Raw genomic sequence first — 26,058 nt, 5'->3', positions numbered from 1 at the left:
ATGACCGACACGCCCGATACCCTCGCGGACCTGCTGGACCGCGCCAACCACGACCCCGAGACTGGCCTGCTGACCGCGCTGGACAGCGTTCAGGGCCAACCTCACCCGCGAGTGGCGGCCATCGCCGCGCACCTGAGCGCCTCCAAGCGGGACCTGTGGATGCGGATTGCCGCTGCCACCGGCACGCCTGCCCCGCCGGACGACGCGGGCCTGTCCCGCCTGGGCGACTGGGAGGTGGGCGCCGCGCAGTCCCTCCCCGCCCACACGTTGACCCTGACCGTTCCCACTGCCGATCCTGACGCGGCGGGGGGTGAGCCGCCCATGACCGTCGCCGCGCTGATCCGCCTGAATGCGACCCTGACCGGCAGCCGCGCCGCGCAGATCCGCCGGCTGGCGCAGCAGCCGCGCCTCGCCTGACATGCCCGCCGACCGGCCCTTCCTGACCGATCCCACCCCGGACGGCACGCACGGGAACGGCGCCGTTCCGCCCGCCCTGTTCGATCTGGCCGTGAACCGCGCCGCCGCCGCCCTGCGCGGCCTGCGCCCCGCCCAGCCGGACGCCGCGCTGGCTGCGTGGCACGCCCGCACCCGCTTCGCCCGGCGCGTGCCGCTGGACGCCGTGAAGGCCGCTCTGGCCGCGAAGCCCACAGGTGAGTGCCACTGGGCGGGCGGCGAGGCGGGCGGCTGGCAGCCGGGCCGCGCCCCGTTCCCGTAGAGCGGCGGGAGTGGCGCTGCGGCGGCCTACGCCTCGCCGCTGACCGACGCCGCCACCGTCCGGGCGGCCACCTCGACCGCGCGGGTCAGTTCCGGCTGCGGGAGGTACGGTACGGCTTTCGCCTCGGCCAGGGCGACCCCGGCGCTGGCGGGCAGGTGCAGGAACCCGCACGGCACGTCCGGGCGGCCCAGGGCGCGCAGGGTGTGCAGGGCGTGGTACATGACCGCGTTGCACACGAACGTGCCGGCCGTGTCGCTCAGCTGACCGGGAATGCCCGCCCCGTGCCACGCGGCCAGCACGGCCCGCAGCGGCAGGGTGCTCAGGTACGCGTCCGGGCCGCCTGCCTGGACCGGGGCGTCCCGGTGCTGCTGCCCGGCGTTGTCGGGAATACGGAAGTCCATGACGTTCACGGCCACGCGCTCCAGCGTCACCTGTGGTCGTCCGCTCGCCAGTCCGGTCAGCAGGACGGCCGCCGGGCGCTGCGTGCCGAGCAGTTCGGTCAGGCGCGCGCAGGCGGCGTGCGGTTCGACCGGCAGCAGCGCCGACACGACCCGCAGGTTGCCCGCCTGCGTACCGTCCAGCGTCCGGGTCGCCTCGGCGCTCGGGTTGACGGGGTGCGTGTGGAACGGCTCGAAGCCGGTCAGGAGCAGCGTATTCACGCCCCGCAGGGTAGCGCGGCGGCGCCCCCGACCGGTACGCTGGCGGTATGCGCCTGCTGCCTGCCCTGCCGCTCCTGGCGGCCCTGCTGACCCCGTCCGCCCTGGCCGCCACGACCACGCAGTACGCCGTGCTGCGGGGCGTGCAGGTGCAGGGCCGCGTCGCCACCCTGACCCTGGATTACGTGGACGTGTTCTCGGACACCGACGCCGACGCCCGCCGCGTCGTGGCGCTCGGTGACTACCCGTCCGCGCAGGCGTACTTCGAGGCGAACCCGAGTGGGCTGTACGTCCGGAACGTGAACCCCCTGCTGCGGACCCTGAAGACCGACGCCCGCACCGCGTTCGCCCTGGCGTGCCTGGACCGCCCGGACGGCGTGCAGGCCGTGCCGCTGGAGACGTTCGTGTCCGCCTGGAAGGGCTTCGCGCCGCAGGGCTGCTGGCCGTTCAGCGAGCGGGTCGTGGCGCTGCACCTGAACGGCACCCGCGTCCTGCGGGCCGAGCAGGTGTACTTCCCCTGAGGGCGCCGTCCTGAAACGAACACCGCAGTTCCGCCGGGCGGCGCGGCCTATGCTCGGGCGTATGCCTGAACTGCCGGAAGTGGAAACCACGCGCCGCAAGATCGAGCCGCTGCTGCGCGGCCGGACGATCCTGCACGTCGAGCACGACGCGCCGCACAAGTACCGCGACACGCACCTCGCGGTCGGGCGGCGCGTGACGGGCCTGTCGCGGCGCGGGAAGTACCTGATGCTGAACCTCGCCCCGCACGACGGCGACGGGCCGCACGACCTAGAATTCATCGTGCATCTGGGCATGACCGGCGGGTTCCGGCTGGAGGGCGGGCGGCACACGCGCGTGACGATCCGCACGGACGGCGGCGACCTGTTCTTCGACGACCCCCGGCGTTTCGGGAAGATGGCGGTCGTGCGGCCCGGCGAGTACGCCGGCATGCCGACCCTGGCCGCGATGGGCCCCGAGCCGCTCTCGGAGGACTTCCGCGAGGAGGAGTTCGCGGCGCTGGCCGCGCAGGCGGGCGCCGTGAAACCCTGGCTGCTGTCGCAGAAGCCCGTGAGTGGCGTGGGGAACATCTACGCCGACGAGAGCCTGTGGCAGGCGGGCCTGCACCCCGCGCAGTCGCACCTGACGCGCGACGAGGCCGCGCGGCTGTACGCGGCGGTGCGGGACGTGATGGGCCGCGCCGTCGAGGCGGGCGGCAGCAGCCTGGGCAGCGGCGCCGGCAACTACCGCCAGCATGACGGCCTGTCCGGGCTGTTCCAGCATTCGCACGCCGTGTACGGGCGTGGCGGCGAGCCCTGCCCGCGCTGCGGGACCACCATCGAGAAGTCCGTGCTGGCCCAGCGCGGCACGCACCACTGCCCGCAGTGCCAGCCGCTGCGCCGCCCGGAAGGCCGGGCGAAGGGAGGCCGCGCGTGACGGACCTGACCGGACTGAGACTGTCGTACACCCGCGCCGAACTGCGCCGCGCGGACCTGAACCCCGATCCGCTGGAGCAGTTCCGGGGCTGGCTCCAGGAGGCCATCGACGCGGGCCTGCGCGAACCGTACGCGCTGAGCCTCGCCACCGCCGACGCGGCCGGGCGGCCGGCCGTGCGCACCGTGCTGCTGCGCGGCGCGGACGAACGCGGCCTGACCTTCTACACCAACTACGAATCCCACAAGGGCCGCGACCTGGGCGCCAACCCGCAGGCGGAACTGCTGTTCCACTGGGCCGAGCACGAACGGCAGGTGCGCGCCTCCGGCCCCGTGACCCGCGTGCCGGAAGCCGAGAGCGACGCGTACTTTCACGCCCGCCCGCGCGAGTCGCAACTCGCCGCGCACGCCAGCGACCCGCAGAGCGCGCCCATCCGGGACCGCGCCGCGCTCGACGCCACCTTCGCGGCGCTGGACGCCCGGTACCCGCCGGGCACCGTGATTCCCCGCCCGGCCTTCTGGGGCGGCTACCGGGTGCAGGTGCAGGAATGGGAATTCTGGCAGGGCCGCGCCAGTCGCCTGCACGACCGGTTCCGCTACCGGCAGGCAGGGGCGGGCTGGCAGGTCGACCGGCTGATGCCCTGACCGGCCCAGTCCGCCCGTTGGGGGCATCCCACCACGGAACACGAAAAATTCACATGAAGTCTCATAAAATACCCACATGGCCCTGAGCGTGGTGGAATCCAGCGTCCGCTCCCGCGCGGGCCCCCCGGAACAGGGAGCGGACCTGCTGCTCGTCACGCCGCACCACGTCGCCCTGCTCGCCGGATTCAGTTTCGGCGCCACGTCCGGCGGCACCCAGCCGCGCGGCCTGCCGCCCGCCCGCTTCGCCGCGACCGTCGGGCTGGCCGGCCTGCGCGACCTGCCGCCCGCCGCCACGCTGCGCGAGGCCACCGACCACCTGAGCGCCGCCCTGACCCTGGCCCTGCGCCACGCCCTGAGCGGCGGCGAACGCCTGCAGGTGGGCTTCGCGTTCGCTGCCGTCAGCAGCGCGCGCCGTGAGGTCTGGCAGGTCGGGCCGGTCGGCGCACTCTGGGACGACCCCGGCCTGGAAGGCGCGCAGGGAGGCCTGAGCGCCGCCCTGCCGTCCCTGACGGCCGCCGGGCAGGCCCGCGCCCTGATCGTCGAGGCGCTGCTGGCCCAGGGCGCCGGGCGCCTCACGCCGTCGCAGCTTCAGGCCAGCGACCCCGCGCAGGCCGTCATCGCGCCGCTGCTGGTCGCGCACGCCACGCTGGCCAACTCGACCGGGCCGTCCGGGTACGGCCTGATCAACGGCGACCCCGTCCCGGACGAGCACCTGCGCGTCCACCGCCTGCCGCCCGGCCCGCGCGAGGTCAGCCTCGCCACCGCCGGCTACCCGGCCGTCATGAACACGCTGGCCGCCACGGAACGCCGCCTTCAGGACCTGCTGCGCACCGACCCGCTGCTCGTCACGCGCTTCCCGTACGTGCGGCCCTACCGCCCGGACCACGAAGGGTACGCCGACCGCGCCTACGCCCGCGTGCGCGTCTGGTGATCCGGACTCCGGTGGAGCCCTGTCCCGGCCGGAACCGTCACGCCGTCAGGAACACCCGGTCGCGGCCGGGTACGGGGCGGGCGCTTCTGTAGCGGGCCTCGCCATCTTCATGAGAGGAACGGTGCATGCTGACCCGCATGAGCAACCTGTACACCGCAGAAGCCACCGCCACCGGCGGCCGCGCCGGCACCGCCAAGAGCAGCGACGGCCGCCTCGACCTGAACCTCAGCGTGCCCGCCGGCATGGGTGGCGACGACGGCCCCGGCACCAACCCCGAACAGCTGTTCGCCGCCGGGTACGCCGCCTGCTTCCAGGGCGCCCTGGGCGTCGCCTCCCGCCGCGCCAAGATCACCCTGAGTGACGACAGCACCGTCACCGCCCGCGTGGGCCTCCAGAAGACCGGACTGGCCTTCGCGCTCGACGTGGAACTCGAAGGGCACTTCCCCGGCCTGACCGACGAGCAGGCGCTGGCCCTGATGCACGCCGCGCACGAGGTCTGCCCCTACAGCGTCGCCACGCGCGGCAACGTGGACGTGCGCCTCAGCGTCCGCTGATACGTCCCAACCGAATAGCCCCGCCCCGTCCACGTGGACCGGGCGGGGCTGTGCTTGCCCGGCGCGCGGCTCAGCCGCGTTCGCGGTTGTCGACGAGCAGTTCGTCGGCGTCGTCGCCCAGCAGGTCGCGGCGCTCGGCGGGCGTCAGGGCGACCATCACGCGGCGCAGGACCACGTCCACGGCCTGCTCGGCGCTCTCGTCGAGGGTCAGGCCGTCGAGCAGCGGCACGTCGTACGCGGCGGCCAGCGTCTCCAGTTCGTCCTGCATGTCGCGGATCTCGCGGAAGTACTGCATGTAGCGGTGCAGCGGGCGGCTCGCGCCGGTCTCCTCGTTGCGGCTCTCGAAGTGCCGGCGGTGCTCCTCGGCGTCGGGCAGCGTGACCAGCATCGGCACGACCAGCGCGCCCGCGAACGACCCGGCCTGCAGGTAGCCCGGCACCAGATGCACGCCCTCCAGCACGAGGCTGGTGCCTTCCTGCACGCTGCGCTGCACGACGGCGCTCAGGCCCACGCTGACCTGCCCCACCTGATCGCGGAACCCGGCGATCAGCGTCTCGCGGCTGGGCCGCTCGGGGCGGGGCGTGCCGGGCGGCAGCAGCGCCTCCCAGGCGCTGAAGGTGCTGGCGTGCAGGGTGGGCAGCAGCGCCGGGGACACCATGGCGCGCATGACCTCGCGGATGGAATCGGTGCTGACCACCCGCGTGATGCCCAGCCGGTACGCGATCTCGGCTGCCAGGAAGCTCTTGCCGGTGCCGCTCACGCCGCCCAGCAGCACGATCACCGGGCGCGGCGGGCGGCGGATGACGCGCAGCAGCCGGTAGCGGGCGCTGACGTCCGGGCCGACCTCGTCACGCAGCAGCGCCTCGACCTTCTCGCGGATCGCGGCGCGGCGCACCAGCCGGTCCTCGGTGCCGCGCAGGTCCCGCTGCGTGACCCGCGCGACCTTGCGGGCCACGTCCGGCGGCACCCCGGCCGCCAGCATGGACTGCACCAGGATGCCCTTGCTGAACGGGCTGGGCACGCCGCTGCCGCCGCTGATCACGCCGATCTTGCCGCGGTTGTGTTGCAGGTAGCGGTACGTGAGGCGCAGGTGCTCGCCGTACTGCTCGGCCAGGGCGTCCTCGGTCAGTCGGTCGATCTCCTCGGCGCTCAGGCGGCGCACGCCCTGACGGCGCAGGCGCACGTCCACGCTGCTGGCGGTGGCGTAGGCGTCCTTGCCGGACAGCCCCGCGTCTTCCAGGGTGCGGGCCAGCACGCCCCGGCTGAACGGCAGGTCGCCCTTCTTGGCGATCACCAGGATGTCCACGAAGGCGGGCGTCTGCGTGCCGGCGGCGCGGGCCACCTCGGGTCCGGCCAGGTCGTGGGCGACCTCGACCATCAGGGCCTGCAGTTCGGACGGGCTGACCAGCGTGCGCCGCGCCAGCCGCAGCTGCTGCTCGATGCGGCGGGCGGCGGCGGCGGCGACGACCGTGTCGGCCCCGGCGTTCACGAGCGATTCGGCGAGCAGGCCCCGGCTGAACGGGAAGGCGTGCCGGGCCGTGCCGATCCGCAGTTCCGGCTGGCTCACGCGCCGGCCCGCAGGGAGTGGGGGAGGGCCTTCATGCGCCGCAGTGTATCGCGCGGCACACTCTCCGGAAGGGCACGACCAGGGCCTGCGCCTTCAGGGTGGGCGCCCCGCAGTGGCCCAAACTGGGCGTCAGGAGCGGGGAGGCTCGCGTTTCACGGCTCCTTCCAGCAGCAGGCTCAGGGCCAGACGCATCTCTTCCTGCAGCGGCCGGTCGGTGCCGTAGGCGCTCCAGCGCAGCGCGACCATCAGGTACGTGTCGGCGATCAGGTTGCTGATGCGTTGCAGGCTCAGGTCGGTGCGCATCATGCCCGCCTGGTGCATGGGCCGCAGGATCAGTTCGATGACCTTGCTCAGCGGCAGCGCCTGGTACGCCGTGCGGGCGCGTTCGGGGTTGGGGTTCATGACCTCGTACGCCAGCGGGGGGAACAGGTCGCGTTCGCGGGTGTTCTCGTCGGCGAGGCGGTCCCAGACCTCGTACAGCACCGTCAGGGGCGCGGCGCCGTCGTGCAGGCGGGCCTCGGCGTGGTCGCGCAGGCGGTTCATGACCTCGCTGCCGTAGTCGAGCAGCACCGCCTCCTTGTAGGGGTAGTAGTTGAAGAACGTGCCGCGTGACACGTTGCTGGCCTTGGCGATGTCGGTGGCGGTCGTGGTCTGGAAGCCACCCCGCTTGAACAGGTCAATGGCGACGGTGTAGATGCGGGCGCGGCGGCGCTCCTTCTGGCGTTCGCGCAGCGAGGTGGAATCCATGATCCAGACAGGATACTGCCACGGGTTCAAAATTACACCCCGTTCAAACGGTGGTGCCCCGGCGCGGCGGTCCGGCCATCCGCCCCCGGCCCGGCCCGCTCTGCTGCCGGGGACATTGCTGGCAGGGCCACTGTTGCCGGGGCCACTGGCGGGGGGGGCGCGCACCGGGTGGGCGCGCTGCGGTACGCTGGGCCGCATGAGCGTGATCCTGGGCATCGATATCGGCGGCAGCGGCATCAAGGGCGCACCCGTGGACACCCGCACCGGCCGGCTGGCCGGCGAACGCCGCCGCATCCCCACCCCCGAGGGCGCCGCGCCCGGCGACGTTCAGGGCGTCGTGAAGGAACTCGTGGAGCACTTCGGGTTGCCCGGCGCGGTCGGCGTGACCTTCCCCGGCATCGTGCAGCGCGGCCACACGCTGTCCGCCGCGAACGTCCACCCGGACTGGGTGGGCCTGGACGCCGACGCGCTGTTCAGCGAGGCGACCGGCCACGAGGTCCACCTGATCAACGACGCCGACGCCGCCGGACTGGCCGAGGCGCGCTTCGGGGCGGGGCAGGGCGTGCAGGGCACCGTGATGGTCCTGACCTTCGGCACCGGCATCGGCAGCGCCCTGATCCACGACGGCGTGCTGATTCCAAACACGGAACTCGGGCACCTGTGGCTGCGCGACAGGCACGCCGAGAGCTGGGCGTCCGACCGCGCCCGCGAACGCGACGACCTGAACTGGAAACAGTGGAGCAAACGCGCCAGCACGTACCTGCAACACCTGGAACTGCTGTTCAGTCCGGACCTGTTCATCATCGGCGGCGGCGTCAGCAAGAAGGCCGACAAGTGGCAGGACCACCTGACGGTCGGGCGCAGCCGCGTCGTGCCCGCCACCCTGCTGAACGAGGCCGGCATCATCGGGGCCGCCATGATGGCTGCCCGCCACGCCGAACCGGCCACCGGGCCTGCCGGAGCGGAACCGGCCCCCGAAGGCCAGCCCGCCCCCAGCAAGGCCGCAGCCGCCAAGACGCCGGCCCGCAAGACCCCCGCCCGCAAGAAAGCCTGACCCTTTCATGCGGACTCCGATTGAATGGCTTATAAAGCCGTTCAATCCGAGCGGAGCGACTCGTAGAGCTGCCCCGCAGAGTAGGAGAGAAACGGATTCCGGACGTGGAGTTGGCAGATCGGTGGTCTTCCGCTCTGTCAACGAAACAAACGGCAGTCCGTATCAGCCGTACCGGGAACCCGCGCCGCCCACGCCCCGTACCGGGCAGCATGGGATTCCTGAAGAAGATGATGGCCGCCATCGGTGTGGGCGGCGCGAAGGTCGACGCCCGCGTGAACAACCCCAGCCTGCGCGCCGGGGACACCCTGACCGGCGTGCTGGTCGTGCAGGGCGGCAGCGTCGAGCAGCGCATCGAACGCATCAACCTGGGCCTCGCCACCCGCTACCGGCACGAGGACACCCACGTCACGCACCAGCTGACCCGGCAGGCGGTCGTGCCGGCCTTCGACCTGCGCCCCGGCGAGACCCGCGAGTTCCCGTTCAGCCTGAGCGTCCCGCTCGACACGCCGCTGTCGCTGCCCGGCACGCAGGTGTGGCTCGCCACGGACGCCGACATCGCCGGCGCGGCCGATCCCGGCGATCAGGACCACCTGCAGATCCTGCCCAGCCGCGAGGCGGAAACGCTGATCCTGGCCGCGCAGCGCCTGGGCTTCAGCCTGAGCGGCAGCGAGATCGAACACCACCACGGCCGCGTCGCGCAGGAACTCGCCTTCCGCCCCCCGCACGGGCAGTACCGCATTGCCGAGGTCGAGATGATGCTGTTCCACACGGGCGGCGGCCTGGAGGTGATCCTGGAGGTGGACCGCCGCGCGACCGGCGTGGCCAGCCTGTTCACCAGCGAGTTCGAGCAGCGCGGCCGCTGGCAGCTGGGCGCGCACACGCTGGCGCAGGGGCCGGACGCCGTGGCCCGTGAACTGGAGGCCCGCATCCGCGCGCTGCTGTGAGCCCGTGGCGGCCACGCCCGCCCCGCGCGGCGTAGCATGCCGCCCATGACCGACCGTTCCGACCCGCTCGCGCCCCGCCTGCTCATCTGCGACGTGCTGTTCACCGGCATGGGGGGCGCGCAGTCGCCGGGCGGCGTGGTCGTGGCCGGCGGCATGGTCGCCGCGACGGGCGACCCGGCCGCGCTGCGCGCCTCTTACCCGCACGCCCGCGAGGAAACGGTGGGCGGCGTGATCGCCCCGCCGCCCGTGAACGCCCACACGCACCTGGACATGAGCCGCTACGAGTTCACGGCCCTGCCGTACTTCCGCTGGATTCCCGAGGTGGTCGTCCCGCAACGCGAGAAACGCAGCGTGGAGGCCGCCCTGCACGGCGCGGACACCCTGCGTGACCTGGGCTCGGGCGGCGTGGGCGACATCGTGTACATGCACGCCCCCGAGGTCATGGACGCCCTGCTGGCCCGCGAGGACCTGGGCGGCGTCCTGTACTACGAGGCGCTGGGCACCTTCCCGGACCGGGCGGACGACACCTTCCGCACCGTCCGCGAGCGCGTGGAACGCTGGCGCCGCCTGGAACGCCCCGGCGGGCCGCGCGTGGGCCTGTCCCCGCACACGCCGCACACCGTCAGCCACCGCCTGATGCGCCTGCTGTGCGACTACGCCGCCGGCGAGGGCCTGCCCGTGCAGATCCACGTGGCCGAACACCCCGCCGAGCACGACCTGTACACGCGCGGCGGCGGCCCCATCTGGGACAACCGGCTGGCAGCCTTCTACCCCGACACCTTCGCGGAAGTCATGGGCCGCGCGCCGGAACCCGGACTGACCCCCGTCCGTTACCTGGATGAACTGGGCGCCCTGAAAGCCGGACCCACCCTGATCCACATGGTGAATGTCACCCCGGACGACATCGCCCGCGTGGCCCGCGCTGGCAGCGCCGTCGTGACCTGCCCGCGCAGCAACCACCACCTGGAGTGCGGGGTATTCCCCTGGGCGGCCTTCGCGGCGGCCGGGGTGGAGGTCGCGCTGGGCACCGATTCCGTCGCCAGTGGCGGCTCGCTGGACGTGCGGGACGACGTGGCGTTCGCCCGCACGCTGCACCCCGCCCTGGACCCGCGCGTGATCGTGCGCGCCGCCGTCAAGGGCGGCCACCGCGTGCTGGGCAGCCGCGCGCCGTTCATCCGCCGGGGCGAGGCGTGGAACGAGGCGTACCTCTGGCGCTGACCGGCCCTTCCGGATGGGAACGGAAACGGCCCGGATTCGCGCTGAATCCGGGCCCGTTCCTGCTGGCCGTTACCGGCTGACGTTCGCCTCGCAGGTGCCGGTCGCGACGGTCTGCCCGCCGCGCTGCGTGGTCAGGCGACCCTGGTAGGGGAGGCTCAGCAGGGTCGTGACCTCGCAGACGTAGGTGGTGTTCCCGGTGCCCACCCACGAGAACGTCAGGTACCGGCGGTCCGGGTCGTAGCGCGCCAGACCGAAGCCCTCACGCCCGGCCGCGAACGCGTCGAGCCGGTCGCGTTCGTTCACGCTGGCCGTCCCGCCCGGCACGTCCACCAGATCCTGAATGCCGATGGTGGCGGCCACGCTGCGGCCGTCGATGGGGCCGCCCACCGTCCAGGTCTCACCGACCGTCAGCGGTCCCGCCTGACGCGGCGGGGGGCCCTGCTCCTCGCGCGTGGCGAGCAGGGACGCGACCGGCGCGCAGGACGCCATCAGGACGGGAAGCAGCAGGGCAGCGGGCAGTACACGCAGGGTCATGCGCAGAGCATACGGGCCGCACATGAGGAAGGGCGTCCGGCCACCCCTGGAGCGGGCGTTCATGGTGTCTGAGCCGTCTGTACTCAAGTTGCTTATGCGCGCCTCACTGAAATCCGAACGTGTGCGGGGCGCGCCGCGCGTTATACTCGCTTGTCATGTTCCGTGTCCTGAACAAATTATTCGATAACAACCAGCGCGACGTGGCGCAGATCGTGAAGACGGTCGTGCAACCCGTGAACGCGCTGGAAGAAGAAACCATGAAAGTGGAAGATCTCGCCGCAGCCTTCATGGAACTGCGCCGCCGCGTTCAGGAGGGCGGCGAGACCCTGGACGACGTGGTCATCCCCGCCTTCGCGCTCATCCGCGAGGCGGGCCGGCGCTCCATCGGCAAACGCCACTACGACGTGCAGCTCATCGGCGGCTACGCCCTGCACAGGGGCCGCATCGCCGAGATGCGCACCGGCGAGGGCAAGACCCTGGTCGCCACGCTGGCCCTCGCCCTGAACGCCCTGGAAGGACGCGGCGCGCACCTCGTGACCTCCAACGACTACCTCGCGCGGGTCGGCATGGAAGAAATGAGCCTGCTGTACCGCACGCTGGGCCTGACCGTCGGCCTCGCCAGCCGCGAACTGCAACCCGCGCAGAAGCAGGCCGCGTACGCCTGCGACATCACGTACGTCACGAACAGCGAACTCGGCTTCGACTACCTGCGCGACAACATGGCCCAGAGCCGCGAGGCCCTCTCCCTGCGCGCCGAACACCCCCTGAACTTCGCCATCGTGGACGAGGTGGACTCCATCCTGATCGACGAGGCCCGCACGCCCCTGATCATCAGCGGCGCCGCCGAGAAAGCCACCGACCTGTACTACGTGTACGCCAAACTGATCCGCCGCCTCCAGAAAGGCGAACCCGCCGAACCCGGCGTCCGCACCGAACCCACCGGCGACTACACCATCGACGAGAAAGGCAAACAGGTCCACCTCACCGAGGGCGGCATCAGCAAGATCGAACGCCTGCTCAGCCTCGGGGACCTGTACAGCCCCGAGAACATGGACAAGGCCCACATGATCACCCAGGCCATCCGCGCCCGCGAACTGTACCAGCGCGAGAAGGACTACATCGTGAATGCCGAGGGCGAAGTCGTCATCGTCGACGAATTCACCGGCCGCTCCATGCCCGGCCGCCGCTACGGTGAGGGCCTGCACCAGGCCATCGAAGCGAAAGAAGGCGTGAAGATCGAGAACGAGAACCAGACGCTCGCCACCATCACGTACCAGAACTTCTTCCGCCTGTACAACAAGTTCTCCGGCATGACCGGCACCGCCAAGACCGAGGAGAAGGAATTTCTCGACATCTACGGCAGCGACGTGCTGGTCATCCCCACCAACAAACCCATCCTGCGCAAGGACGCCGAGGACCTCGTGTACCGCACCCGCCTGGGCAAGTACAACGCCGTCGTGCAGGAAGTCATCGAGATGCAGGCCACCGGCCGCCCCGTCCTGATCGGCACGGCCAGCATCGTCACCAGCGAACAGCTCAGCGACCTGCTCACCCAGGCCGGCGTGAAACACAGCGTCCTGAACGCCAAATTCGAGGCGCAGGAAGCCAGCATCATCGCGCAGGCCGGCCGCTCGGGCACCGTCACCATCGCCACCAACATGGCCGGACGCGGCACCGACATCATGCTCGGCGGCAACGCCGAATTCATCCTCGGCGAGGCCATCGAACAGAACTTCGGCGTCAGCCGCTTCGCTCCCGAAGCCGAAGCCTTCATCAAGGCCGTCAGCCGCCAGGACGAGAACGCCGCGCAGGCCGGCATGCAGATCCCCGGCATGACCGAAGACTTCGCCCGGCAGGCCCTGCAGGTCCAGGCCGACATCCTCGCCGACCGCCAGAAAGTCCGCGACGCCGGCGGCCTGCACATCATCGGCACCGAACGCCACGAGAGCCGCCGCATCGACAACCAGCTGCGCGGCCGCGCCGGACGCCAGGGCGATCCCGGCAGCAGCCGCTTCTACGTCTCCTTCGAAGACGACCTGATGCGCCTGTTCGCCAACGACCGCGTCATCGCCATGATGGACCGCCTCGGCATGGACGACAGCCAGCCCATCGAAGCCAAGATGGTCACCGGCGCCATCGAGAAAGCCCAGGCGCGCGTCGAAGACCGCAACTTCAGCACCCGCAAACAACTGCTGGAATTCGACAACGTCATGAGCAAACAACGCGACACCATCTACGCCCAGCGCCGCGAAGTGCTGCTCGGACCGGACAGCGACGTCGAAGAAAGCACCGAAGGCATGATCGCCGACTTCGTCGACCTGCAACTCGCCACGCACCTCCCCACCGACGCCAGCCACGAACACTGGGACATCGACGGCCTCCAGGCCGCCATGCTCGACGCCATCCCCCAGCTCGAAGGCTTCGACTTCGAAGCGCTGCGCAACATGAGCCCCGCCGACGCCCAGGACACCCTCCTCAAAGCCGTCGCCGACGCCCACGACGCCCGCCGCGAGGAACTCGGCGACACCATGCTGACCAGCCTCGCCCGCTACGTCCTGCTGCAGGTCGTCGACCAGCACTGGAAAGAACACCTGCACGGCATGGACGTCCTGCGCCAGGGCATCGGCCTGCGCGGCTACGGCCAGCGCGACCCCTTCACCGAATACAAATTCGAAGCGACCAACATGTTCAACGACATGATCGACAACCTGAAAACCGACGTCACCAAGTTCGTCTTCAGAATGCAGTTTTCCAACGCAGGCTGAGGTTTAACTGTCCCACTCGCGTTCAGGCGGTGGGGAGGTTCAGGGCGCGCACTTCTACGTGCGCGCCTTTGTGCGTTGTGAAGTGCACGTCGAGGTCATCGAGGAGCGCCATGTACTCGTGTTCGGTGAGGCTGGGGATGCCGTCGGCGAGGTCGGTGAGTTCGGGTGGGGGGAGGATGGGGGTGCTGATGGGGGTGAGGGCCTGGATCTGCGCCTGGAGGTCGTCGCGGCGGCGGGTGAATTCGGCGCGGTCGATGAGGCCTTCGAGGTGCAGGTCGATCAGGGCGTCCCGTCGCGTTTCGAGGAGGGTGCGTTGGGGGGCGTGCGGGTCGGCGTCGGGTCGGTTGGTGAGGCGGGTGAGCGTCTCGGGGTCGCGCAGGGCATCGGCGAGGGCGAGGCGGGCGGCGACGTCGACGGTGCTGACGGGGTAGAGGCTGCTGCCTTTGCCGGTGGCGGGGCAGGTGGGGGTGCCGCGCCGGTCGGGGCTGCAGCGGTAGTAGAGGATGGTGTGCCCGGCGCCGCTCTTGTGGGCGTTCCCGACGAGGGGCGTGCCGCACGCGCAGGTGAGGCGGCCGGAGAGGGGGAAGCGGCTGGGGTCGCGCCGGACGTGGTTGCGGGTGGGGGTGCGTTGCGCGGCGTGCCACTGCGCGTCGGTGACGAGAATGGGGCAGGGGATGGGCAGCCACGCCTGCGGGGTGTCTTCGTGGCTGCGGCGGCGGTACTGGAGTTGCCCGGTGCGGTAGGTGGGTTCCTGCACGATGCCGCGCACGGTGGCGAGGTACCAGCGTTTGCCTTTCGCGCCGGGAATGCCGTCCTGGTTGAGGCTGTCGGCGACGGCGTTGAAGGGGACGCCGCCAGCGGCGCGGCGGAACACTTCGCGGACGGTGGCGGCGAACGCCCCTTCGACGATCCGGCCGTCCGGGCCGCGTCCGTACCCGGCGGGGAGGACGGCGCCGCTCTGCGGGTAGATGCCCTGGCTGGCGGCCTGGATGCGTCCGGCGGCGGTGCGTTCGCGGGTGGTTTCGACTTCGAGTTCGGCGAGGGCGGCGAGGATGGTGAGCATGAGCCGCCCGGCGGGGGTTTCGGTGTCGATGTTCTCGGTGAGGGAGACCAGGCGGGCGCCGGCGTCCTTGATGCGGCCGACGATGCCCAGCATCTGGACGGCGCCGCCGCGTCCGAGGCGGCTGAGGCTGTACACGATGACGGTGTCGCCCGGCTGGATCTCGCCGAGCAGGGCGGCGAGCTGGGGGCGGTCGTCGAGTTTGCCGGACACGCCGCGTTCCTCGTAGAACTGCACGGGTCCGAGGTCCTGGTACGCGGCCCAGGCGAGCGCCTTGTCGCGTTGGAAGGCGAGGCTGTATTTCTCCACCTGCGCGGCGGAGGAGACGCGGAGGTACGCGCGGACGGTGGGGGTCATGAGGTCACTACGTTCATCATGTCAGGTGAGTTGCGTCTACTGGCGCGTCCAGATGAAGGGCGTGGTGGTCGTGACGGGCAGCAGGCCGCTGCGTTGCAGGATCGGGCGGGAGAATTCCGTGGAGTCGCTGTGCAGGTACCGCACACCCCGCGCCAGAGCGGACCGCGCCCGCTGCGCGACAAGCGCCCGGTAGATGCCCTTCCCGCGCCACTCGGGGACGGTTCCGCCGCCCCAGATGCCCGCGAACGCCGTGCCGGGCACCAGTTCCAGCCTTCCGGCACAGATGACGTCCCCGTCCGCTTCGGCCACCCAGAATTCCATGAGGTCCCGTTTGTCCTGCAGGCGCCGCGCGAGGTCGGCGGTGGGGAACGGCACGCCGAACGCGCGTTCCTGCGCAGCGGCGGCGCGGATCAGGTCGGGCATCGGGTCGGGTTGATCGTCAATGCGCCGCAGGGCCACGCCGTCAGGGAGTGGGACAGGTGCAGCCAGGAGGCTCGCTTCGCCCAGCATGACGGTCTCCGGTTCCTCCGCCTGCAGGCCGTGCGCGGTGAGGCGGTCGGGAAGGTCGGCGGGCAGGTCGTGGCCACGGGTCTTCCACTCGAAGGACGTGATGGACGCCTGAGCGGCGTAGTACGCGATGGTCCGCGCGATCAGCTGGTCGAGAGCCAGGCCGGTGAGGCGGTCGAGGTCGCGGTACGTGACGAAGCCGCGTTCGCCGTACGTACCGCGCCAGAGGGGACCATCGCGGGTGATGTTGGTCGCGCCGGTCAGTTCGGCTGCTTCACGGAGTTGCGCGTCGTACTGGGTGAGGAGTTGTTGCGTCTGCCGGTTGCTGTGACTGGAAAGCACAGGGCAGGCTAGCAGGCGGTGAAGCCATGCCCCTTCGCTTCCGCGGACTGCGTGATCTCCACCGCCTGGTCTGCCTGACTGTACCCATCACGCCCACCGTGGGTGCTGATGCATGTGCAGCCGATCGCGGGACGGGTCATCTTACTCAGCAGCTGATGGAGTGGCTTTAGGTGGTAAAACGGCACGGCGTTGTAACCACCCCTGATCTTCAAGGCGCTGCCAAGCAACTCGCACGTGATGCGGCTGCATCATCTGAGCTTTGCGAGGCGTCCATGCTTGAATCAATTTCAATGCATGTTCAGAGGTCTCGGCGCCTTGTTCAACCGCGACCCAGTGGACGCTGGCCAGCAATTCAAGAGCGTAACTGGTTTCGAACCCTACAATGAGACGAGACACTTCTTGCAGTTGTTGCTGAGCGGTTTGATCCTGGGCCAGTTGAGTTTGAGAGGCTTCCAGCGCGCCGTCACGTAGGCGCATGCGTGCACGCCCACTTCCATCGCCATGGCCGTCAGTGTAGACGCCTTCCATGTCGTCTAGTAGCTTGCTGAGGTTATGCGCGTAGGGTCCAAATTGTGCCTTGGTAAATCCCAGGCGCATCTCTGCACCGGCCGCTTGGAGGAAATAGGCCAACTTCTGTGATTCAACCCTGCCTAAGGTGTACCCAGGTTGCAGATAGCGGTCAATTAGCTGCACCATGAGCGCCTTGCTCGGCGTCATTCTGGCAAATCGAGGGGCCATTGGCATGGCCTGTGGATCGGGGACATCGCCAGGTGCGAAAAGCAAGACCTCAACGTCAGGGAGATTGGCAAATGCCTGTTCCACAAGGGGTTTCACTTCTGCCCAGTCAAGTCCACCATTCCCACAACCAAGCGGAGGAATGGCAATCGACCGGATGTTGTGTGCACGAATGACGCGCACTAGGTCCTCCAGCCCTTCCTCGATGAACCTTATCTCCGAGGGTGCCCGCCAGTGCTGCTTGGTAGGGAAGTTGATGACGTAATGAGGGCGGTGGAGCGGCTGTTCACTTACGAACATGCGGCCTATGCGGACCTCGCCAGCCTTGGCAGCCGCCACGTAGTCCTTGTAATTCTTGGGGAAAGCTCGCTTGAACTGAAGCGCGATGCCCTTCCCCATGACCCCGACGGTATTGACCGTGTTGACCAGTGCTTCCACGTCAGCCTGAAGCAGGTTCCCTTTTCCGGAGTTAATCATCTTTCACCTCCTCCTCGTCAGGTGACGCTCGTAGTACCAGTCAGACCGCACCTTTGTGGGGACCTGAAATGTGTACTGAGGATACTGCGCCAAGAGCCCGTTGACAGCAGTCTGCATGTCGGTGTCCGCCACTGCGAAACCAAGTAGGGCAGATAGGGGGAGTTTGTCCTTCACCAAGAATTCTGCCTGCTTGCGGCGTTGCCGATCGTTGTCCATTTGAGTGTCCTGCCAGTAGTTCTGGTGCACCACCGACCAGTCCACCTGGTCTAGGTCGTTGACATCGGTGAAGAAGCGTGTGAACGCAACGATGCCGTGCCCGTCAGTGAAAGTGAAAGCGAGGCCTGCTCGCTGGACTTCCTGAACACTGCTGATACAGTAGACAATGTCACGCTGATCACCTTTGAAATGCGAAATGCGTCCTGTGGCGAGTTGCAGCAGCATCGGCGAGTGGTGCCCAAAGTAGAATGGGACGTAATCGTGAAGAGTACCGCCAGGTGGGTCCGGAGGTTTTAGTCCCGCTCGAATATTTTGGATTTCCGGATTGGAAATATCTTGCACTGGAACTACTTGATTTTTAGGAAGTAGGTAGCCGGACCGCAGGACGGAATCGAGCGCCTCGAACGGTGTGATATGGAGAACCAAGTAGTTTTTATCGTTGCCGAGAGGATGAATGTCTTTTCCGGTCGCTCCTAATGCCTTCCGGGCGGGGGGGAGTTTCATTTCTTCACCTTGATGTACGTGTAGCCGATGGCAGGACGCGTCATTAGATAGCCAGCACGGCGCGTGCGTGTGCCAATGGAATGTTGACTTTCCTGCCCCTCACCCGATGTCCTTGATGGTGGCGTTGCCGGAGGTGCCGTGCGCCCATTCCTCTTCGGTGAGGTTGAATACGCGCTGCAGGGCGTCTTTCTTCTCCGGGCTGAGGTTGGGGATTGAGATGTGGCCGCATTCGAGGTGATTGAGGAAGCTTTTGGTGCAGGGGTGGTACTGGTTGATGCGTTCGGTGACTTCGTCGATGGTGAGGTCGTGGTGGGTGCGGATGTGGCGGAGCCATTCGCGTGGGGTGAGGGGCTGGTCGGGTGGGGGTGGTGGGATGTGGGGTCTCTGTCGTCTTTTTCGCCAGTTTGGGTGTGGGGTGTGTTCGGTCATGCGTCCTTTTACATGGCCAGTACGGCGAGGGTGCGTCTGCGGGTAGAGGGGAGGCTGAGCAACTGCGCGCCGGGGAGTGCGGCTGCGATGTCCGGGAGGCGTTGGTGGCGGTGCAGGCGGTTGTACGGGTCGGTGCTGGCCAGGTCCGAGATGTACGCGCCGCTGGTCAGGAGGGTGGTGACGCCGCCGCGCTGGGCGTACGTGAAGCGGCGCAGTGCGGCGCCCAGGCTGACGCGGGCGATCTGCTGGATGGTCAGGATGGTTTCGGGGTGCTGGCCGTACGTGTCGAGCGCGTGGTTAATCATGACGTCCGGCATGACGAGCAGGGACGCGATGTAGTTCGTGACGGCTTCCAGGTGCCGGTGCGCGTCTTCGTCGTCCACTTCGGCGAGGATGGCGTCTTCCAGTCCGGCGCGTTGGATGAGGACGTGCGCGATTTCGTGGTGCATGGTGAATCGCTGGCGGGGCGCGTAGTGTTCGCGGGCCAGCGTGATGATGGCGGGGGGGCCGGCGTGGGCGCTGCTGCGTTTCCCCGCGATAATCCGGATGCCGAGGGCCCAGCAGAGGCGGTCGGGTTGGGTGGTCCAGTCGGCCCGCTCGTGCTCGTTCAGGGCGTACTGAATGGCGGCGTGCGTGGCGTCTCGCAAGGTCAGTTGCTCCCGGGGACCACGCCGGCGCGGATGAGGTCGCGGTACAGGTCGAGCCACGCTTCGGGTTCTTCGGGTTCGCCTTCGCGCCAGCGGAACCCGGCGAGGTAGTTCTGCCAGGTGGGGTCGCGCAGGTCGCTGTACCGCTTCCCGTGCAACTCGACCGCCTCCTGCAGTCCCTGCGGGAGACTGACATGTCGAGTAGGCCGCGTAATTTCTGGTGATGCAACGGTGATCACTGCATCAGGGCTGATTTCTGCCACTTGGTCTGCGGTGAGGCCGTAGACGCTGATCAGGCTTCGGAAGTGCTCACTGTTGCGCACGTCGTATCTGCCGTTTTCCAGTGCGCTGAGGTACTGGGGGGTCGGGACGGTCGATTGCTCTACGACCTGGTCCTGCGTCAGCCCTTTGCGCTTCCGGTGCGCCTGCATGATTTTTCCTGCTGCCTTCGCGTCCACAGTTCCTCCCCAGTAGGTGCGGGGGGCTTGTGGCTGGTAGTAAGTCATCACAGCCCCGCTTACGCCTTACGGTAAGGAATAGTTCCCAAAGTTAGAATCCGCGTAACGGTAAGGCGTTGACATAACTTACTGCTAGCAGTAACCTTGACTCATGCAGGAAACCATCGGACGCAACATCAGGGCCCGGCGAGAGGCGCTGGGCATGACGCAGGCCGAGCTTGCCGAAAAGGTGGTGAAGAACGCGAAACGAGAGGGCTATATCAGCATCGTGGAAAACGGCAAAACCGTCATAGACGTCGTCCGATTGAGCGAATTCGCCAGCGCACTCATCTGTCAGCCTACTGACTTACTGGTAGCAGTTAGTTGAAAGAGAGGGAAGGTATGACCACCAAGAAGCCCGTCATCACGACCCGTAAGGACCCGGAGGCCGCCCAGCGCGTGCTGGTCATCCTGCATCGCGCCGCTGAACTGGGCCGCCAGAAGCGCGAAGCGGCCGCAAACACCAAACCCAAACCCGCCTGAACAGCAAAGACCCCCCCGCATCACAGCCGGCTCAACGGCTCAACGGGGGGAAGAGGAGACCCACACATGATACAGGACAAGCCCCGCAATATCACCCGCACCTGGACGGTCACCACCGCGCACGAGATGGACCGCGTGGTCGTCATGACCACCACGCACACTGTCACCCTCAGCGCCGATCACGCCGGGCACCTCACTGCCCAGGTGGACGGGCAGCCCACCACCCCCCAGCGCGCCGACTACCTGCTGCGCACGGCCGCCCAGCGCACCCTGCTCAGCGAGACCCGCACCCTGCCGCTGCTGCCGGCGCCCGCGTTCCCCTGGGGCGCCGCGTGAACCGCTTCCTGCCCGCCTTCCTACAGCTGCTGATCACGCAGGCACTCTGCCAGAGCCCCGCCGTGCCCGTCGCCCTGGTCCTGCTGGCCCTGCCGGGCCTGCTGCTGGCGGTGCTGTCGTGACGGCCGCCGAGCAGCGCGCCGCGACGAGCGCCGCCCCCCTCACGCCCGCCGATCGGGCCGCCGCCCTGACCCGCATCGAGGCGCGCCGGGCGGAACTCCTGGCGGAACTCGACCAACTGGCCGCCATCGAGGCGGGTCACTGGGACGCGCTGCGCTGCGCGTGCGGTGAACGCAAGCCCGAAGGTCACGCCCTCTGCCCGTCCTGCGACGCGCGCCGCTAAGGAAGTGCTGCCCATGATCCTGACTGCCGCTCTGTTCATTGCCGCCTGCCTGCTGATCGCCGCGTTCCTGTACCGCGCCGCGCCCATCCTCCCCGACTGCCAGATCTGCGGGGAGCCCAGCTGCACGGACACCTGCGGCCCCTGCCAGGGCGCGCAGGGCACCCACGACCGCCGGGGGCACGGCACGCACGTTCACGCCGGCCGCCTCGTCCGCGCCCTTGACGCCCGCGCGGCCGTGCGTGGCGATGACGGGTACGTCAAAGGACGGCCGTCATGACCGCCCTCGAGTACCCCCGCCCCAACCTCCCCCTCGCGTACCCGCAGCCGGGTCTGACCCGCGAGCAGATCGACCTGATCAAGCGGACCATCGCGCGCAACGCCACCGACGATGAACTGAACCTGTTCGTGCAGCAGTGCGACCGCACCGGACTCGACCCGTTCGCCCGGCAGATCTACGCCATCAAACGCTGGGACGCCAAGGAGAAACGCGAAGTCATGGGCGTACAGGTCAGCATCGACGGCCTGCGCCTGATCGCCGAGCGCAGCGGCAAGTACGCCGGGCAGATGGGTCCCCTCTGGTGCGGGAAGGACGGCCAGTGGCGCGAAGTGTGGCTGGAAGGCACGCCCCCCGCTGCGGCGAAGGTCGGGGTACTGCGCGGTGACTTCCGCGAGCCGCTATGGGCGGTGGCGCGCTGGGACTCGTACGTGCAGACGAACCGCGACGGGCGGCCCGGTCCGATGTGGACGAAGATGCCGGACCTGATGCTCGCCAAGGTGGCCGAAGCGCTCGCGTTGCGTAAGGCGTTCCCGCAGGACATGAGCGGCCTGTACACGACCGAGGAGATGGCCCAGGCGGAGAACGGACGGGAAGAGCGCCCCGCCCGGACCGTGGACGTGACCCGCGAAGTTCAGCAGGAGGCCGGCACCCCGGTCCGCACCCTCCTTGATCCGCAGCAGGAGGAAGTCCTGCAACGTTGGGCGGTCAGCATCGCGGAGATGGCCACCCGCGTCCGGAAGGTCGCCCCGGCCGAGGACGTGCAGCAGGTCCTCGACGCGTACCCCTGGCGCACCACCACCGAGGCGGCCCGCGCGTGCCACGCCGACCTGAAGGCACTGGGCCTGAAGCACGCTGAGCCTGCTCCCCAGGCTCAGCCTGAACAGCCCACCCCCGTCCCCGCCGAAGCGCTGCTCACCGACGGGCAACGCAAAGCCCTGTGCGCCCACGCGGGCCGCGCCGGGGCGACGGGCAGCGAGGACCGCGCCGCCCTCTGGGCATACCTGCTGAACAGCCCCCTCCCCGTCCGGACCACCGAACTGACCGAGGCGCAGGCGGACATCCTCCTCGACGCGCTCAGCACCCTCAGCAACGACGAGGCGGCCCAGGCCCTCACGGAGGCGCGCCGCGCCGCGCGGTACTCCGCATGACCGCCGTCCAGATTCCCGGCGTCCACACGACCCTCCGGCGCGGAGAGGACACCATGCTGCCCAACTGGGCGCTGGACGCCGAAGAGCAGTTGACGCTCATGGCCGACGCGAAGGTCTTCAAGCGCCTGATCCGCTACCGCCACTACCGGGACAACACCTACACCACCGCCCAGCTCACGTACGCCCTGGAAATCGACCCGCGCACGGTCCGCAGCAGCCTCGAGCGACTGCGGGACCGGGGCCTGGTCCTGACCCTCGACGGCCTGCACTGTGCCCCGGACGCCGCCAGCCGACTCACCCCCGCGCAGGTCCGGGCAGGTGCGCTCGCCTGGACGGAACAGGGCAAGGCGGACGCAAGGGCCGCGCAAGCCCCGCGCAAGGCCACTGCAAAGGGTCTGCAAAAAGACCCCGCCCGGAATCCGGAAAACAGCGAACTGGACAGCGTTCCCAGTCCCCTGAAGAAAGGAAGAAAAGAAGAAAGGAAAGAAGAACAGAACAACCCCCCTACCCCCCAGGGGGCAGAAGCGCGGAACGGCGCCGCGCCGGTGGTTGAAGTTGCACCCACCACCGACCTCCCGCAAGACCCCTGCTCGCCTGACGGCGAGGCCGCTGTCGCGGCAACTCCGGACCTGCCCCTCACCGGTGAAGTTCAGACCACCCACCCCGCACGCCGTGAACCAGGCGCCACGGACAAGCAAAAAGTTCCGGCCGCCCGGCGCCGCGCGGCCGCCCCGCTGCCCGAGTTGCCCGCCGACCTCGCCGCCGTGCCCGGGCTCACGGACGCCTGGGCCGCGTGGCTCCAGTACCGCCGCGAACGCCGCCTGACCACCGCGCCCAGCACCGCCACCGGCATGTTCAACAAACTCCGCGCCCTCGCCGCCGAAGGCCACCCGCCGGTGGACGTGATCCGGACCAGCATCGAGAACGGCTGGCAGGGACTCTTTCCGCTCCGGGCCGCGCACGTCGTGAAATTCACCCCCCGCCCCCAGACCACGCAGGCCGCCAACGAGCAGGCCGCGCAGCGAGCGAGCGACGTGTACGCCGCGCTGCAGGAGGACACCCGTGCCATTTTCTGACGCCCAGTTCGCCGCCGCCTGGACAGTCCTCGAAGACCGCTTCAGCCGCAAGCACAACGCGCAGACCGTCAAGATCTACCGCGACATCCTCACCGCCGAACTCACCGAAACGCAGTTCGCGGACGCCTGCCGCGCCGCGTTCCGCCTGGACACGTTCTTCCCCAGCCCCCAGCGCCTGATCGATCTCGGCACCGGCTCGCAGGGCTTCCACCTGCAGGCCATCGCCGCGTGGGACACCTGCATGGACCGCATGCGCCGGGGCGAACAGATCACCGAACCCGGCAGCCTCGAGCGCCGCCTGCTGAACTCCGTCACGCACGGCCAACCCCTCGGGCACGTCGAAACGAAGCAACTGGACTTCCTGAAAAAGGAATTCGTGACCCGCTACACGTCCGAACTCGCCCAGCAGGCCGCCGCCCGCACCCCTGCCCTCCCCGGCGCCCCCGTGGAGGCTCCCCGTGTACTCCAGTGACCGTCGCATTGGCCGCCCTGTCACCTTCGCCGCTGCCCTGGGTGCCGCACCTGACGGTCCCCTCGAACTCAACCGCGCCGCGTCCGCCACCTGCGCCAGGTGCGGCCAGGAACCCCGCCTGTACCACCACGTCAGCCCCGCCGGGCGAGACGTGACCGTCTGGATCCCCGTCCACCACCACTGCCCCCGCTGACCCCCACTGGAGGAACCCACCCATGACCACCCACCGCACGTACGGCCTGTACAGCCTCGAATTCCTCGGCCTGACCTCCAAAGACGTCCGCGAGACCGGCTGGGTCCACGACATCAAATGGGCCTTCGCGCTCGGCGCCCGGCCCGAACGGAAGTTCGAACTCGACCACGCCCACGTCCTGTTCGGCGCGGCCGACACGGGCGGCCTGAAACTCGAGATCTGCCCCCGCCTGTCCGGCGAGCACCTGCCCGGCATCCTGGTCACCACGACCCTCCAGGGGAACCTCACCACCGTCGCGGAGGGACCGAAGACGAAGTTCACCACCCGCGTGTCCCAGGAGGCCCTGGAACAGGCGGGCCTGACGTCCGCCGTGCTGTTCGAAGCCAGCTGCAGCCTCGAGTGCACGGTCGGGGACATGCCCACCCTGGAAGAACAGACCGACGCGCAGATCCTCGCAGAACTCACCGCGAACCGGCAGTTGGAGCAGGACCACACGCAGCTGATGGCCGAGCTGGGCGCCCAGCCGCTCCTGACCGACACGCCGCGGGAAGCGCCCCAGGCAACCGCTCCGACCGCCGGCAACGCCGCCTACGACCGCGTGGCCGCGCACGTCGCCCAGGCAGACCGCGCGGGCGTGTACACCCTGCTGCAACTCATCCAGATCGACCCGAGCGACTGGGACGACCAGACCACCACCCCCGAGCAGGACCTCGCCAGCATGCGGGGCACCCTGCTCCTGCACTGGGAAGCCCTCGCCGCCGCCCTGAACCCCGTCCCGCCCCGCCCGACCATCCCCCTGCACCCGAAAGAACCCGGCGAGGACCTCCCGTTCCCCCTGGGCGACACCGACCCCGCCGCCGACTGACCAGACACACGGGGCCGCGCACCTGGCGGCCCCCAGGTGACCCTTGATGACTCACCCCACCCCTGAACCCCTCACCACCCAAGAGCAGACCACCCTCACCCAGCTCGAGAGCACCATCCGTGGCGGCTGGCACGGCTTCGTGACCGTCGGAGAAGCCCTCCTGACCATCCGCGACCAGCGCCTGTACCGCGCCGCGCACCGCACCTTCGGTGATTACTGCGAGCAGGTGTGGGGCTGGTCCCGCCAGCGCGCCCAGCAACTCATCGACGCGGCCGAAACCACGCACGCCCTGTCAACCATCGGTTTACAGCCGGAGAACGAACGGCAGGCGCGGGAGCTGAAAGAAGCGGCGAAGGTCGTTCAGCACCTGGAACCCGAACAGATCGTCGCTGTCGCCCAGTACCTGAAGACCGCGACCGGCAGCGACAAGCCCACCACCAGCCAGGTCAAGGCCGCAGCGGAAGTGGCCGCCAGCATCGACGCGCACGCCACCGTCCAGCACCCCGACACCGGCGCCGAGGTCCCCCTGCACACCCTGACCGGTGAGCAACGCGCCGCCGCGATCGCCGAGAACGTCAGCACCGGCACGCACGAACGACTGCAACGCCAGAAGCAGCACATCGAAGACAGCCGGCAGCAGGCCAGCAGCACCGGCCGGGGAGGCTGGACCGACTGGTGCCTCACCTACGCCCAGCAGCACCTCACCGACACCCAGGAACTCCGCATCGTCATCAAACGCGACCCCAGCGGCAACCCCAAAGCGCACGCCCTCGTGATCGACACGCACACCCACGCGACCATCGCCTCCGGCGAACCCGCCGACTGGCTCAAAAAAGCCGTCCTGAACCTCGCCGGGGAAATCCAGGCATGAACACCAGCACGCCCTCAAGCCAGGAAGGCCACCCTGTCACCACCCACAACCGCCGGCACCACAGGCCCACACGGCACTGCCTCCAGCTGCACCGCCTCAATCAACGCCGCCAGGAACGCCTGCCGCTCCGTTGGCCCCGACCCGGTCGCCACTACAACACCCCGCCGACAGACCGTCACCACAAACACCACCCGATCCCACTTCGGATGCAGGTGCTTCTCCGTCTCCACCACGCACCCCTGCCGCTCCAACCGCAACCACACGTCCCAAGCCTGACCACTCACTTCCACCATGCCGCCACCGTACCCGGCACCCCACGGACACACCAGTGAGCGACTGTTCAACTGACCTTGCCAAACCCTTACGGAAGCCCAGCAGGACCGAAATCACGCAGAGTCACGCCCCTGCTGCCCCACCCACAGCAAATGCCCGCACGCCGGGAAGAGCGCGGCCATCGCCCACG

Annotated in this window: 35 protein-coding genes; 23 read left to right on the top strand and 12 right to left on the bottom strand. The window is 69.1% G+C overall.

Going from position 1 to position 26,058, the window contains the following annotated elements:
* Positions 1-417 (top strand): hypothetical protein, encoded by a 417-nt coding sequence (locus tag CBQ26_RS13940; RefSeq protein WP_229844340.1) that lies wholly within the window; start codon positions 1-3, stop codon positions 415-417.
* A gap of 1 nt (position 418) precedes the next feature.
* Positions 419-715 carry a hypothetical protein gene (locus CBQ26_RS13935; RefSeq protein WP_088249231.1) on the top strand — a complete coding sequence of 99 codons (297 nt, stop codon included), beginning with the start codon at positions 419-421 and terminating at the stop codon, positions 713-715.
* 26 nt (positions 716-741) lie between these two features.
* On the opposite strand, the gene CBQ26_RS13930 is transcribed toward CBQ26_RS13935, so the two are convergent.
* On the bottom strand, positions 742-1,374 hold the full coding sequence (locus CBQ26_RS13930) for a pyroglutamyl-peptidase I (protein ID WP_088249230.1): 633 nt from the start codon (positions 1,372-1,374) through the stop codon (positions 742-744).
* 47 nt (positions 1,375-1,421) lie between these two features.
* Here CBQ26_RS13930 and CBQ26_RS13925 point away from each other — a divergent pair, with 47 nt between their 5' ends.
* From CBQ26_RS13925 to CBQ26_RS13905, 5 genes are all read left to right on the top strand, one after another.
* Complete coding sequence (locus CBQ26_RS13925) at positions 1,422-1,892, top strand: hypothetical protein (RefSeq protein WP_088249229.1); 471 nt, start codon at positions 1,422-1,424, stop codon at positions 1,890-1,892.
* A gap of 61 nt (positions 1,893-1,953) precedes the next feature.
* Entirely contained in the window at positions 1,954-2,805 is an 852-nt protein-coding gene (locus CBQ26_RS13920) for a DNA-formamidopyrimidine glycosylase (RefSeq protein ID WP_088249228.1), read from the top strand.
* On the top strand, positions 2,802-3,446 hold the full coding sequence (gene pdxH / locus CBQ26_RS13915; protein WP_088249227.1) for a pyridoxamine 5'-phosphate oxidase: 645 nt from the start codon (positions 2,802-2,804) through the stop codon (positions 3,444-3,446). Before CBQ26_RS13920 ends, pdxH begins: the two co-directional genes overlap by 4 nt.
* 76 nt (positions 3,447-3,522) lie before the next feature.
* The gene (locus CBQ26_RS13910; protein WP_088249226.1) at positions 3,523-4,377 is read left to right on the top strand and encodes a hypothetical protein; all 855 of its coding nucleotides are present in this window, start codon (positions 3,523-3,525) and stop codon (positions 4,375-4,377) included.
* A 137-nt stretch (positions 4,378-4,514) separates the two neighbouring features.
* Complete coding sequence (locus CBQ26_RS13905; protein WP_088249277.1) at positions 4,515-4,931, top strand: organic hydroperoxide resistance protein; 417 nt, start codon at positions 4,515-4,517, stop codon at positions 4,929-4,931.
* Positions 4,932-5,001: 70 nt separating this feature from the next.
* Here the strand turns inward: CBQ26_RS13905 and CBQ26_RS13900 are convergent, their stop codons facing one another.
* Positions 5,002-6,498, bottom strand: a complete 1,497-nt coding sequence (locus CBQ26_RS13900; RefSeq protein ID WP_088249225.1) for a 2-phosphoglycerate kinase — start codon at positions 6,496-6,498, stop codon at positions 5,002-5,004.
* 129 nt (positions 6,499-6,627) lie between these two features.
* Positions 6,628-7,245, bottom strand: coding sequence for a TetR/AcrR family transcriptional regulator (locus tag CBQ26_RS13895; protein ID WP_088249224.1), 618 nt, complete (start codon positions 7,243-7,245; stop codon positions 6,628-6,630).
* 196 nt (positions 7,246-7,441) lie between these two features.
* On the opposite strand from CBQ26_RS13895, the gene ppgK reads away from it, so the two are divergent.
* The 3 genes from ppgK (at position 7,442) to CBQ26_RS13880 (ending at position 10,461) form a co-directional block, all read left to right on the top strand.
* Complete coding sequence (gene ppgK, locus CBQ26_RS13890; RefSeq protein WP_088249223.1) at positions 7,442-8,299, top strand: polyphosphate--glucose phosphotransferase; 858 nt, start codon at positions 7,442-7,444, stop codon at positions 8,297-8,299.
* A 209-nt stretch (positions 8,300-8,508) separates the two neighbouring features.
* Positions 8,509-9,243 carry a sporulation protein gene (locus tag CBQ26_RS13885; RefSeq protein WP_088249222.1) on the top strand — a complete coding sequence of 245 codons (735 nt, stop codon included), beginning with the start codon at positions 8,509-8,511 and terminating at the stop codon, positions 9,241-9,243.
* A gap of 45 nt (positions 9,244-9,288) precedes the next feature.
* Positions 9,289-10,461 carry an amidohydrolase family protein gene (locus CBQ26_RS13880; protein WP_088249221.1) on the top strand — a complete coding sequence of 391 codons (1,173 nt, stop codon included), beginning with the start codon at positions 9,289-9,291 and terminating at the stop codon, positions 10,459-10,461.
* A 69-nt stretch (positions 10,462-10,530) separates the two neighbouring features.
* Here CBQ26_RS13880 and CBQ26_RS13875 read toward each other — a convergent pair whose 3' ends face one another.
* A complete protein-coding gene (locus tag CBQ26_RS13875) occupies positions 10,531-10,995 on the bottom strand; it encodes a hypothetical protein (RefSeq protein ID WP_088249220.1) in 465 nt (154 codons plus the stop codon).
* 155 nt (positions 10,996-11,150) lie between these two features.
* On the opposite strand from CBQ26_RS13875, the gene secA reads away from it, so the two are divergent.
* A complete protein-coding gene (secA, locus tag CBQ26_RS13870; RefSeq protein WP_088249219.1) occupies positions 11,151-13,760 on the top strand; it encodes a preprotein translocase subunit SecA in 2,610 nt (869 codons plus the stop codon).
* 22 nt (positions 13,761-13,782) lie between these two features.
* Here secA and CBQ26_RS13865 read toward each other — a convergent pair whose 3' ends face one another.
* The 7 genes from CBQ26_RS13865 to CBQ26_RS13835 all read right to left on the bottom strand — a co-directional run bounded on the left by CBQ26_RS13865 (position 13,783) and on the right by CBQ26_RS13835 (position 19,540).
* Positions 13,783-15,177 carry a recombinase family protein gene (locus CBQ26_RS13865; RefSeq protein ID WP_088249218.1) on the bottom strand — a complete coding sequence of 465 codons (1,395 nt, stop codon included), beginning with the start codon at positions 15,175-15,177 and terminating at the stop codon, positions 13,783-13,785.
* Positions 15,178-15,213: 36 nt separating this feature from the next.
* The gene (locus CBQ26_RS13860; protein ID WP_088249217.1) at positions 15,214-16,026 is read right to left on the bottom strand and encodes a GNAT family N-acetyltransferase; all 813 of its coding nucleotides are present in this window, start codon (positions 16,024-16,026) and stop codon (positions 15,214-15,216) included.
* Positions 16,027-16,167: 141 nt separating this feature from the next.
* Positions 16,168-17,238, bottom strand: a complete 1,071-nt coding sequence (darG, locus tag CBQ26_RS13855) for a type II toxin-antitoxin system antitoxin DNA ADP-ribosyl glycohydrolase DarG (RefSeq protein WP_088249216.1) — start codon at positions 17,236-17,238, stop codon at positions 16,168-16,170.
* Between the two features lie 3 nt (positions 17,239-17,241).
* Entirely contained in the window at positions 17,242-17,958 is a 717-nt protein-coding gene (gene darT, locus CBQ26_RS13850) for a type II toxin-antitoxin system toxin DNA ADP-ribosyl transferase DarT (RefSeq protein ID WP_088249215.1), read from the bottom strand.
* Between the two features lie 99 nt (positions 17,959-18,057).
* On the bottom strand, positions 18,058-18,387 hold the full coding sequence (locus CBQ26_RS13845) for a helix-turn-helix transcriptional regulator (protein WP_088249214.1): 330 nt from the start codon (positions 18,385-18,387) through the stop codon (positions 18,058-18,060).
* Positions 18,388-18,395: 8 nt separating this feature from the next.
* The gene (locus CBQ26_RS13840; protein WP_172418088.1) at positions 18,396-19,034 is read right to left on the bottom strand and encodes an ImmA/IrrE family metallo-endopeptidase; all 639 of its coding nucleotides are present in this window, start codon (positions 19,032-19,034) and stop codon (positions 18,396-18,398) included.
* A gap of 2 nt (positions 19,035-19,036) precedes the next feature.
* Positions 19,037-19,540: a helix-turn-helix domain-containing protein gene (locus CBQ26_RS13835; protein ID WP_088249212.1), complete on the bottom strand. Its 504-nt coding sequence runs from the start codon at positions 19,538-19,540 to the stop codon at positions 19,037-19,039.
* A gap of 103 nt (positions 19,541-19,643) precedes the next feature.
* Here CBQ26_RS13835 and CBQ26_RS13830 point away from each other — a divergent pair, with 103 nt between their 5' ends.
* The 12 genes from CBQ26_RS13830 (at position 19,644) to CBQ26_RS13790 (ending at position 25,595) form a co-directional block, all read left to right on the top strand.
* Positions 19,644-19,859, top strand: coding sequence for a helix-turn-helix domain-containing protein (locus CBQ26_RS13830; RefSeq protein WP_088249211.1), 216 nt, complete (start codon positions 19,644-19,646; stop codon positions 19,857-19,859).
* Positions 19,860-19,873: 14 nt separating this feature from the next.
* Positions 19,874-20,014: a hypothetical protein gene (locus CBQ26_RS21960; RefSeq protein WP_172418087.1), complete on the top strand. Its 141-nt coding sequence runs from the start codon at positions 19,874-19,876 to the stop codon at positions 20,012-20,014.
* Between the two features lie 66 nt (positions 20,015-20,080).
* Positions 20,081-20,350 carry a hypothetical protein gene (locus tag CBQ26_RS13825; protein ID WP_088249210.1) on the top strand — a complete coding sequence of 90 codons (270 nt, stop codon included), beginning with the start codon at positions 20,081-20,083 and terminating at the stop codon, positions 20,348-20,350.
* A complete protein-coding gene (locus CBQ26_RS22870; RefSeq protein ID WP_280522596.1) occupies positions 20,347-20,472 on the top strand; it encodes a hypothetical protein in 126 nt (41 codons plus the stop codon). Before CBQ26_RS13825 ends, CBQ26_RS22870 begins: the two co-directional genes overlap by 4 nt.
* Positions 20,469-20,693 carry a hypothetical protein gene (locus CBQ26_RS13820; RefSeq protein ID WP_088249209.1) on the top strand — a complete coding sequence of 75 codons (225 nt, stop codon included), beginning with the start codon at positions 20,469-20,471 and terminating at the stop codon, positions 20,691-20,693. The genes CBQ26_RS22870 and CBQ26_RS13820 overlap by 4 nt, the downstream gene beginning before the upstream one ends.
* 13 nt (positions 20,694-20,706) lie before the next feature.
* Entirely contained in the window at positions 20,707-20,970 is a 264-nt protein-coding gene (locus CBQ26_RS13815) for a hypothetical protein (protein WP_143342126.1), read from the top strand.
* Positions 20,967-22,118, top strand: coding sequence for a phage recombination protein Bet (bet, locus tag CBQ26_RS13810; RefSeq protein WP_088249207.1), 1,152 nt, complete (start codon positions 20,967-20,969; stop codon positions 22,116-22,118). The genes CBQ26_RS13815 and bet overlap by 4 nt, the downstream gene beginning before the upstream one ends.
* Entirely contained in the window at positions 22,115-23,194 is a 1,080-nt protein-coding gene (locus tag CBQ26_RS13805; protein ID WP_088249206.1) for a hypothetical protein, read from the top strand. Before bet ends, CBQ26_RS13805 begins: the two co-directional genes overlap by 4 nt.
* On the top strand, positions 23,181-23,666 hold the full coding sequence (locus CBQ26_RS13800; protein ID WP_088249205.1) for a hypothetical protein: 486 nt from the start codon (positions 23,181-23,183) through the stop codon (positions 23,664-23,666). The genes CBQ26_RS13805 and CBQ26_RS13800 overlap by 14 nt, the downstream gene beginning before the upstream one ends.
* A complete protein-coding gene (locus tag CBQ26_RS21410) occupies positions 23,653-23,859 on the top strand; it encodes a hypothetical protein (RefSeq protein ID WP_143342125.1) in 207 nt (68 codons plus the stop codon). Before CBQ26_RS13800 ends, CBQ26_RS21410 begins: the two co-directional genes overlap by 14 nt.
* Before the next feature lie 22 nt (positions 23,860-23,881).
* The gene (locus tag CBQ26_RS13795; RefSeq protein WP_088249204.1) at positions 23,882-24,724 is read left to right on the top strand and encodes a hypothetical protein; all 843 of its coding nucleotides are present in this window, start codon (positions 23,882-23,884) and stop codon (positions 24,722-24,724) included.
* A gap of 46 nt (positions 24,725-24,770) precedes the next feature.
* Complete coding sequence (locus tag CBQ26_RS13790; protein ID WP_088249203.1) at positions 24,771-25,595, top strand: hypothetical protein; 825 nt, start codon at positions 24,771-24,773, stop codon at positions 25,593-25,595.
* Between the two features lie 14 nt (positions 25,596-25,609).
* Here the strand turns inward: CBQ26_RS13790 and CBQ26_RS13785 are convergent, their stop codons facing one another.
* Positions 25,610-25,888, bottom strand: coding sequence for a hypothetical protein (locus CBQ26_RS13785; RefSeq protein ID WP_088249202.1), 279 nt, complete (start codon positions 25,886-25,888; stop codon positions 25,610-25,612).
* Positions 25,889-26,058: the final 170 nt, after the last annotated feature.

Source organism: Deinococcus indicus, assembly GCF_002198095.1.
GTDB lineage: Bacteria > Deinococcota > Deinococci > Deinococcales > Deinococcaceae > Deinococcus > Deinococcus caeni.
The sequence above is the reverse complement of the archived record's forward strand: the minus strand, read 5'-3'. Positions and strand labels throughout refer to the sequence as shown.

Bases quoted from the DNA above. Each gene is read 5' to 3' on its own strand.
- CBQ26_RS13925 (WP_088249229.1), top strand. From the start codon at position 1,422: ATGCGCCTGCTGCCTGCCCTGCCGCTCCTGGCGGCCCTGCTGACCCCG.
- CBQ26_RS13785 (WP_088249202.1), bottom strand. From the start codon at position 25,888: ATGGTGGAAGTGAGTGGTCAGGCTTGGGACGTGTGGTTGCGGTTGGAG.
- CBQ26_RS13825 (WP_088249210.1), top strand. From the start codon at position 20,081: ATGATACAGGACAAGCCCCGCAATATCACCCGCACCTGGACGGTCACC.
- CBQ26_RS13920 (WP_088249228.1), top strand. From the start codon at position 1,954: ATGCCTGAACTGCCGGAAGTGGAAACCACGCGCCGCAAGATCGAGCCG.
- darG (WP_088249216.1), bottom strand. From the start codon at position 17,238: ATGATTAACTCCGGAAAAGGGAACCTGCTTCAGGCTGACGTGGAAGCA.
- CBQ26_RS13790 (WP_088249203.1), top strand. From the start codon at position 24,771: ATGACTCACCCCACCCCTGAACCCCTCACCACCCAAGAGCAGACCACC.
- bet (WP_088249207.1), top strand. From the start codon at position 20,967: ATGACCGCCCTCGAGTACCCCCGCCCCAACCTCCCCCTCGCGTACCCG.
- CBQ26_RS13875 (WP_088249220.1), bottom strand. From the start codon at position 10,995: ATGACCCTGCGTGTACTGCCCGCTGCCCTGCTGCTTCCCGTCCTGATG.
- CBQ26_RS13865 (WP_088249218.1), bottom strand. From the start codon at position 15,177: ATGACCCCCACCGTCCGCGCGTACCTCCGCGTCTCCTCCGCCGCGCAG.
- darT (WP_088249215.1), bottom strand. From the start codon at position 17,958: ATGAAACTCCCCCCCGCCCGGAAGGCATTAGGAGCGACCGGAAAAGAC.
- CBQ26_RS13935 (WP_088249231.1), top strand. From the start codon at position 419: ATGCCCGCCGACCGGCCCTTCCTGACCGATCCCACCCCGGACGGCACG.
- secA (WP_088249219.1), top strand. From the start codon at position 11,151: ATGTTCCGTGTCCTGAACAAATTATTCGATAACAACCAGCGCGACGTG.
- CBQ26_RS13815 (WP_143342126.1), top strand. From the start codon at position 20,707: ATGATCCTGACTGCCGCTCTGTTCATTGCCGCCTGCCTGCTGATCGCC.
- ppgK (WP_088249223.1), top strand. From the start codon at position 7,442: ATGAGCGTGATCCTGGGCATCGATATCGGCGGCAGCGGCATCAAGGGC.
- CBQ26_RS13895 (WP_088249224.1), bottom strand. From the start codon at position 7,245: ATGGATTCCACCTCGCTGCGCGAACGCCAGAAGGAGCGCCGCCGCGCC.
- CBQ26_RS21960 (WP_172418087.1), top strand. From the start codon at position 19,874: ATGACCACCAAGAAGCCCGTCATCACGACCCGTAAGGACCCGGAGGCC.
- CBQ26_RS13940 (WP_229844340.1), top strand. From the start codon at position 1: ATGACCGACACGCCCGATACCCTCGCGGACCTGCTGGACCGCGCCAAC.
- CBQ26_RS13905 (WP_088249277.1), top strand. From the start codon at position 4,515: ATGAGCAACCTGTACACCGCAGAAGCCACCGCCACCGGCGGCCGCGCC.
- CBQ26_RS13885 (WP_088249222.1), top strand. From the start codon at position 8,509: ATGGGATTCCTGAAGAAGATGATGGCCGCCATCGGTGTGGGCGGCGCG.
- CBQ26_RS13830 (WP_088249211.1), top strand. From the start codon at position 19,644: ATGCAGGAAACCATCGGACGCAACATCAGGGCCCGGCGAGAGGCGCTG.
- CBQ26_RS13910 (WP_088249226.1), top strand. From the start codon at position 3,523: ATGGCCCTGAGCGTGGTGGAATCCAGCGTCCGCTCCCGCGCGGGCCCC.
- CBQ26_RS13805 (WP_088249206.1), top strand. From the start codon at position 22,115: ATGACCGCCGTCCAGATTCCCGGCGTCCACACGACCCTCCGGCGCGGA.
- CBQ26_RS13835 (WP_088249212.1), bottom strand. From the start codon at position 19,540: ATGACTTACTACCAGCCACAAGCCCCCCGCACCTACTGGGGAGGAACT.
- CBQ26_RS13845 (WP_088249214.1), bottom strand. From the start codon at position 18,387: ATGACCGAACACACCCCACACCCAAACTGGCGAAAAAGACGACAGAGA.
- CBQ26_RS13795 (WP_088249204.1), top strand. From the start codon at position 23,882: ATGACCACCCACCGCACGTACGGCCTGTACAGCCTCGAATTCCTCGGC.
- CBQ26_RS13880 (WP_088249221.1), top strand. From the start codon at position 9,289: ATGACCGACCGTTCCGACCCGCTCGCGCCCCGCCTGCTCATCTGCGAC.